The 8,051-nt window shown below is 49.5% G+C and carries 5 protein-coding genes; 2 read left to right on the forward strand and 3 right to left on the reverse strand.

Annotated features, from left to right (window positions below; translation table 11 throughout):
- Window positions 1-611: 611 nt before the first annotated feature.
- The gene (locus RMO52_RS07185) at window positions 612-1,250 is read left to right on the forward strand and encodes a histidine phosphatase family protein (RefSeq protein WP_309738772.1); all 639 of its coding nucleotides are present in this window, start codon (window positions 612-614) and stop codon (window positions 1,248-1,250) included.
- Window positions 1,251-1,415: 165 nt separating this feature from the next.
- Here the strand turns inward: RMO52_RS07185 and RMO52_RS07190 are convergent, their stop codons facing one another.
- Window positions 1,416-2,252, reverse strand: a complete 837-nt coding sequence (locus tag RMO52_RS07190; protein ID WP_309738773.1) for a carbohydrate ABC transporter permease — start codon at window positions 2,250-2,252, stop codon at window positions 1,416-1,418.
- A gap of 170 nt (window positions 2,253-2,422) precedes the next feature.
- On the opposite strand from RMO52_RS07190, the gene RMO52_RS07195 reads away from it, so the two are divergent.
- Window positions 2,423-3,118, forward strand: a complete 696-nt coding sequence (locus tag RMO52_RS07195; protein WP_310412319.1) for an aldehyde oxygenase (deformylating) — start codon at window positions 2,423-2,425, stop codon at window positions 3,116-3,118.
- A 324-nt stretch (window positions 3,119-3,442) separates the two neighbouring features.
- On the opposite strand, the gene RMO52_RS07200 is transcribed toward RMO52_RS07195, so the two are convergent.
- Complete coding sequence (locus RMO52_RS07200) at window positions 3,443-7,159, reverse strand: AAA family ATPase (protein WP_310412322.1); 3,717 nt, start codon at window positions 7,157-7,159, stop codon at window positions 3,443-3,445.
- Window positions 7,160-7,200: 41 nt separating this feature from the next.
- Window positions 7,201-8,051, reverse strand: an 851-nt coding sequence (locus RMO52_RS07205; RefSeq protein WP_310412324.1) for a MoxR family ATPase, incomplete at its 5' end; no start/stop codon positions are given.

The following is an 8,051-nucleotide window of genomic DNA, read 5'->3' on the forward strand; positions in this document are numbered from 1 at the left end:
GGGACAAGCTGAGTAATTAGCTTGTCCCTATGCTTCTTGGAATAATAAATTACCAGGAGTGGGTCGAAACCCACTTTTTTTGTTGCTTGCGACAGATCGCCTCTTTGCGAGTTCTGTGGTCTTCTACCCGCAGTACAACAGCAGCATAGCAGCATCGATCGGCACAGTTCACAGACCGCTCGGCGATGGATCGAGATTGAAATTAGTTACTCCAACTCTGTAACCGTTACCCTCAATAGCCACTAGTTTCTAGTCCTTGCTACATGTATGGCTCATCCCCTCATTCCCCAAATTACCGATATCGCTACCCCAATCGCCACAGAACTCGCAAAGAGGCGATCTGTCGCAAGCAACAAAAAAAGTGGGTTTCGACCCACTCCTGGTAATTTATTATTCCAAGAAGCATAGGGACAAGCTAATTACTCAGCTTGTCCCTGTCTCAATCTTAGCAGAGTTTTCATTCGAGAGTAATATGGTAGCTGATAGAGTAAAGATTACATGTTGGCATACTTGCAACCAGAGCAGTTTAACTGCGATCGACCTAGTTGCCACACTTAGCCTTTGCTCTGAGCAAATTGTCGATTCCGTCCATCTCACCACCTAATGACTATATGACTCTAAATCTTTACTTTCTGCGGCACGGACAAACTGCCTCCAGTCGGGGTAATTTATTCTGCGGCTCGATCGATCCAGCCCTGACTCCCGATGGTGAAGAAATGGCAGAATTATTTGCCAAAGCTTATGCTAGCACTCCGTGGTCAGCGATCTATTGCAGTCCGAGAGAGCGGGCGATTTTGACCGCCGAACCGTTAGCTGATGCGCTGAAAATGAAGCTAGAGTTACGAGATGGATTGCAGGAAATCAATTACGGTGCCTGGGAAGGCAAAGATGTCGCCACTGTCGATGCGGAGTATCACGATGACTATCTCCGGTGGTTGGCAGATCCCGGTTGGAATCCGCCCACAGGTGGCGAGTCGGCAATGGCAATCGCCGCTCGTGCCCTCGCCGTAATCGAGGAAATCAGCCAACAACACCCTACTGGCAACGTTTTGGTCGTATCCCACAAAGCAACCATTCGGATTCTGTTGTGCAGTCTCCTGGGTATCGATGCGGGACGGTTTCGCTATCGCTTAGGGATGCCCGTCAGTAGTATCAGTATCGTCGAATTTGGCAAGCATGGCCCCTTACTAAAGATTCTCGCCGATCGATCGCATCTGAACGATCGATTGCGTAATTTGCCTGGAACGTAGGATTTAGATGGGAGTTGGGAGATGGGAGTTGGGAGGGAGTAGAGGTAAGAGGTAAGAGGTAAGAGGTAATAGGTAATAGGTAAAGATTTTTGGACGCTTGCGTCCTTATCAATAACTCCCAACTCCCAACTCCCATCTCCCATCTCCCATCTCCCAACTCCCTCCCTACTCCTTAATCCCCGTACTAGTAACACCTTGAATAAACTGTTTCTGTCCGACTAAAAATAGTAAAACGATCGGTACTGTCGAAATCCCTACCGCTGCCATTAGCAATTGCCAGCTATTGGTGAACTGTTCTTGAAATTCAGCTAGAGCGAGTTGCACGGTGCGTAATTCGGGACGGGTAGTAAAGATTAGCGGCTTAAATAGATCGTTCCACTCGCCGATAAAGGTAAACATGAATAGCGTCACCAGCGCGGGACGCGACAACGGGAGCATAATCCGCCATAGCACTTGCCACCGCGTCGCGCCATCTAACATGGCTGCTTGTTCGAGTTCGACTGGGATCGTCATAAAAAATTGCCGTAGCAAAAAGATCCCAAAACCACTAGCAGCGGTGGGCAAAATGAGACTGCTGTACGTATTGAGTAGATGCCCCCATTTGAGAATCAAGAAAATGGGAATGACTAATAGCTGAAACGGAATCACCAGCGTCGCTAATAGTAGGAGCAGTAGAGCTTGCCGTCCGCGAAACTGGAGTCGAGCTAACGCGTAGCCAGCTAAAGCCGATGTGCAGATCTGCGCGGCTGTCACTGCCAAGGCGACAAAAGTAGAATTGGCAAAAGCGAGGATAAAATTACCTTGACTCCAGGCTGCCTGATAATTGGCGAAAGTAATATGTGTCGGCAAGCTAAAGCCAGTCGCTGTCTCGCCGACAGGTGTAATAGAAGTTACGAAGACGACAGCTAAGGGTGCCAAAATTAGCCCAGCGCCGCCGAGGAGCAGCAGCCAGTTAAAAATTTGCCACCATCGAAAATAGTTCGGATCGGATAACTTTTGCACGGTTTTGGTCTACGATCGGTTAAGATAGTGGGGTTTGAAGATAGCAATAAATCTTTAGATTACCTAGTAAAACATTACAATAACTGTATGTGTTCGCGGTAGAGGTGCAACCACCAATCGGCTTGACGTAAAATTAAATATTATTCGGATACACGGGAGAAATCGAACTTATGGTGCAGATTGCAGCCAGTTTGGAACTTGACTTTACCAGCGAAACCTACAAGGATGCTTACAGTCGGATTAATGCAATCGTGATCGAAGGCGAACAAGAAGCGCATGAAAACTATATTACATTAGGTGGACTGTTGCCAGATTCTCAGGACGCTCTGGTTAAGTTGTCCAAGATGGAGCTGCGGCACAAAAGAGGCTTTGAATCCTGCGCTCGCAATCTAGCTGTAACACCAGATCTGCCATTTGCTAAAGAGTTTTTTGCCCGGTTGCACGAAAATTTCCAAATAGCCGCCAGTCAAGGTAATGTCGTCACCTGCCTATTGATTCAGTCGCTGATTATCGAATGTTTTGCGATCGCGGCTTACAATATCTACATTCCCGTCGCCGATGCGTTTGCCCGTAAGATTACCGAAGGGGTAGTTAAAGATGAGTACATGCACCTCAATTTTGGTGAAGTGTGGCTGCATGACAACTTTGAAGCGGCTAAAGCCGAACTGCAAACTGCAAACCGTCAAAATCTACCATTGGTGTGGAAGATGTTGAATGATGTCGCCAAAGATGCCAAAGTCCTGGGGATGGAAAAGGATGCCCTAATTGAAGACTTTATGATCGCCTATGGTGAAGCACTCAACAATATTGGCTTCAACACTGGCGAGATCATGCGGATGTCTGCTTATGGTTTGATGGGTGCTTAAATTAATTAATAATTAATAATTAATAATTAATAATTGGGGTTTTAGGATGGGGCTTAAATTCCCATCCTGAAAAGCGAATTCATTTTCGGACGGGTTTCCCGTCCATGAAAATAAACCCAGCACAATCACTCTCCTTAAGCTGATTCATTCCTTACCAGGCTTAGATATCCCGTAGGGTGGGCAATGCCCACCAACTAGGTTTCAGGCATAATCTATTTTATAAATAACTGCACCTACCTACTTAATTGACGAAGACAATACTAACAAAGATTTTGTTTTTACTTTCGCAGGAAGTCTAGTCACTATTCACTATTCACTAAAACACTACCCCTCCTGTGCGCCGAGTGTTTTAAGTTCATTAATTTGCGCTTTTGTCAAGCCCTCGACGCCGCTAATCTTCATCCCCTCATAAGGACGAGCGGCGCGGCGGGTAGAGAGCGAGTTCCCAGCGGATAGATCCCACAGTCGAATCGTTTCATCTTCACTGGCACTAGCCAGAAATCGACCGCAACCGCTGACGGCAATACACCAGACCCAACTCTGATGCCCGGTAAAAGTATCGATACACAGTCCGGTTTCCATCGACCAGACTTTCACCGTCCGATCGGAAGCACCGCTATATAGCCACTTACCATCGGGACTGTAAGCAAGCGATAAAATCCAGCCCTCGTGTCCGGTGAGAGTGTGGCACAGTTCCCCCGTTGCGATATTCCACAGTAAAATTTGCCGATCCATCCCACCGCTAGCGAGAATTGTCCCGCCCGGATCGAAAGCCACCGCGATCGCGCGATTGGTATGCTGGGAGAGAGTATGTAGTGGCGTGCTATCGTGAATATTCCAGATTTTGACAGTCCGATCTTCACTGGCGCTGGCAATTAGATCCAGCTCGGGATGATAAGCCAAACCGCCGATCCGATCGGTATGTCCCGTGCGAACATGTACGCAGCGCCATCGATGCGTATCCCAGACTCTAATGCTCAGATCGCCACCGCTACTGACTAAATATTTACCATCAGGACTATATACGAGTGCTAAAACGATCTCTGAATGTCCCCGGAGCAACTGAATACAGCTCAAAGAGCTAGCATCCCAAATTCTAATCGTCCGATCGTCGCCACTGCTGGCAAAAGTCAATCCGTGCGGATCGTAAGCAACAGCATGGATCGATTTAGTATGTCCGGCTAATTGGTGCAGACAAGTCTGTCGATCGATTGCCCAGACTCGCACCTGAGCATCCCGACTCGCCGTAATTAAGTTCTGACCGTCGGGACTCCAGGCGATCGATTTAAACCAGTTGATATAACCATTGAGCGCCTGCAAACACTTACCATCACTGACTTGCCAAAACCGAATCGTCCGGTCTTCACCCCCACTAGCAATGCGATGCCCGTCCGGATGAAAGGCGACCGACCAGAGCCTGTCGCTATGTCCCTCCAAGCGATGCAGGCAATGACCGTCGCTAGTGCGCCAAATCCGTAACAAACCACCCACCCCCGCACTGGCAAACTGCGAGCCGTCAGGACTAAAGACCGCCGACCAGATCTCGTTACCATGTTCGGTCAGTACTAGCCGAGAACGATCGATCGCGGGCACTAGCTCCTCAGAGACATCCCACAGCCGCAAGCTGCCATCCAAACTACCGCTGACGACTGTTTTGCCATCAGGATGATAATCGACGCTTGTGACCAGGTTTTCATGGCCGGAGAGAAGGCGATCGCACCGACCAGTTGCCACATCCCAGATCCGCACCGTCCGATCGGCACTACCACTCACTAACTGCCGTCCGCTCGGGTGAAATTTGACATCCATCGACCAGTCCTGATGTCCCTCGAACTGGCGAATACAGGTGCCCGTTTGCACATCCCAGTAATAGATGAGATTGTTAGCACTACCGCTAGCTAAATACCGACCGTCGGGACTAAAGCTAAATCCCAAACTGTGGATGCCATCGCCGATCGTTTTCAGGCAAGTACCATCTTGAAGATCCCACAGCTTAATACACAGATCGTCGCTAGAACTGGCTAGGTACCGACCGTCAGGACTAAAAGCGATCGCCCGCACCCAATTGGTATGTCCCGAGCAAGTTAGCAAACATTGACTCTCAGCCACAGACCACAAGCGAATTTCACCGCTGCTATCGCTAGCCGCTAGCATGTGACCGTCTGGACTATAAGCGATCGCCAACACACTGCTAAAAGTTTGCGTAAAAGCACAATCGACCAGTGGCGAATGCGTAAAATCGACCCCGACTAAATCGATGCCGACTAAGTATGCCTGCTGGATGACTAATTCCGAACAGTCCAAGTCGGTTAAATCCAGCTTGAGATGAATGAGAAAATTGAGTAAATTACCAGCAAAATATCCGGCTTGCAGCGAATGAGATCTTTGCCAATCGGCTAACATTTGGCGCAGATGCCGACCGATGTGGTGCGAATTGCCAATTTTTGTCCGCAGCCTGTCGATCGCGGGTTGGACGATCGTCCGTAATTGTGCCAGCCGCAGATATTCCTTGGCATTTGCCTGAGCGATGGCGTGAGTATTTACCAGAAAAGGTTGCTGTTGCTCGATCTCGATACAAATCTGCTCGACAAATTTACCCGTGACATATTCCATCACCATCGGCTGTAACGACCAGTGCCGCTTGCCGCGCTCCATCTGTTCGGCAGGGGAAAAAATCATACTGCGGCGGCGTAAAGATTGGAGCGTACTCAGCAGATAATCGGCCTGACGGTGGTCGTTCCAAGCCGGATGGAGCGATCGCGCCAAATCGCCACTCGACATCGGTTCGCGCCCGATTGCCAGCCAGTACATCACCTGCTGCTCTTCGGGAGTCAGCCGCTCCCATTGCTGCTCCAGCAAAACGTGAATGTCGGTAAATCCCAACTTTTGCGATCGCAGGTAGTGCAAAATTTCGCCTGCATCCCCATCAGCGACCTCCTGGACAGTGGCAGCAATCAGTTGAAAGGCGAGGGGATTACCACCACAATAACGATCGATCTCTGCCCATTCTAATGAGTCGAGCGGCAGACAGCCCCGATCGGCAAAAATTCTCTGTCCGGCAGTAGCATCCAATCCCGGTAAAATTAGCGTTCTGACTTTAGCATTAATCCCTTCAAGCTGACTAATTTCCGTCGGTTTTTCCCGACTGGTAATCAGCAGACAACTTTGATGATTCATCCGACCTAACATACTAAATAGATCGCCATAGTCTGCGTAGCCCGATCGATACTGTCCCACCTGCGCCCCTGCTTGGAAGATGGATTCGACATTATCCAAAACGATCGCACAGCGCTGCCGCTGACAAATTTCGAGTAAAAATTCGAGCTGCCCACAGACTAAATTGGGGATGGAATCTAACTCTAACTGACTGACTTCACCAACTTTTAATCCCAGCGAGACGAGCAGAGTGCGAATTAATTCGGGAAGCAATTCCTTGAGCGGTAAAGGATTGAGTAAACTCCGCCACACGATACAACTAAATCGATTCTCGTACCGAGAGGCTTCGCCAACGGGATCGAGCCGATCGGGATCGGCAGCAATGTCAGCTTGTAGCTGCTGCAACATTTTGATGGCGATCGTGGTTTTACCCATACCGCCCATCCCCAAAATAGCTACCAACCGACAGCGATCGGCAACCAGCCACCGATAGAGGCGATCGCGTTCGAGATCGCGTCCGTAAAATGCGGAGATATCGATCGCCTCTTCCCAGTGAATCCCTGACTGCTTTGGCTCGTGCTTGAGAGATTGTTGACTTGCCGCAACCGATTCAAGGATCTGGCGAAAATTACCCTTGGAAACTTTGGTTTGGGTCGCGATCGACAACATCCGCCAGACTTGTGCGCCCACGCCTTTAATATAAGTACAGTCATAGCCAGCCGCTGTAGCTAGATCGCGATAAGACTGACCGTGCCATGCTGCCCTAAATACCATTTCTTGTGGTGGCGTCAGGTATTTTGGGGCTATCAATTCTTTGACGATCGCCTCAGCACGCTCTACTTCCATCCACGATTCTCCATCACAGTCAACATTGATATTAATCAAGATAACCGATTGACTGCGATGATGTCTTTTTGTATAGTTTACTACATTTTGGGACGGCTTTGCACCAGTGCCGAATCGACCGGAACGGTTTGGAGTATGCGCCCAATTGCCCGATCGCCCCGACGACCGCCCACCATCATCAGCCGATGTGCCAGAACGCAGACAGCCAGCTCCTTGACATCATCTGGCATAGCATAAGCTCGCCCCTGAAGCCATGCCCAAGCTTGAGTCGCCCGGTAGAGTGCCACTGCACCGCGCGGACTGACACCCAGCGCGATCTCGCTATCTTGACGCGTCGCCCGCACCAAATCGACAATGTATTGCGAGATCGCCACATCGACAGTGACGGCACGACACTGGTACTGGATCGCTTGAAGCTGCTCGATCGAGATACATGGTTCGAGCTGTTCTACCGACCCCCCAGCCGCCAATCCTTGCAACATCTGGAGTTCTTCAGCAGCAGCAGGATAACCCAAACTCAGCGAGATCGTAAATCGATCCATTTGTGCTTCTGGTAGCACAAACGTCCCGTGGGACTCGATCGGATTTTGAGTCGCGATCGTAAAAAACGGTGCCGCCACCGCCCGCGAATGACCATCCAAAGTAACTTGCCGCTCTTCCATCACTTCGAGTAATGCCGACTGGGTGCGGGGAGTCGCCCGATTGATCTCATCGGCTAATAATATATTCGTAAAAACTGGCCCAGCAATAAATTCAAATTCACGGCTGCCGGGATTCCAAATATTAGTGCCCGTAATATCCGAAGGCAATAGATCCGGCGTACACTGAATCCGCTGAAATTTACCATCGATCGATTTGGCTAATGACTTAGCGAGTAAAGTCTTGCCAACTCCCGGCACATCTTCGAGTAAAACATGTCCCCCAGCGAGTA

The sequence above is a fragment of the Chamaesiphon sp. OTE_8_metabat_110 genome (assembly GCF_031382685.1).
GTDB lineage: Bacteria > Cyanobacteriota > Cyanobacteriia > Cyanobacteriales > Chamaesiphonaceae > Chamaesiphon.

Coding starts and splice junctions, on each gene's coding strand:
- RMO52_RS07185 (WP_309738772.1), top strand. CDS start 612: ATGACTCTAAATCTTTACTTTCTGCGGCACGGACAAACTGCCTCCAGT.
- RMO52_RS07195 (WP_310412319.1), top strand. CDS start 2,423: ATGGTGCAGATTGCAGCCAGTTTGGAACTTGACTTTACCAGCGAAACC.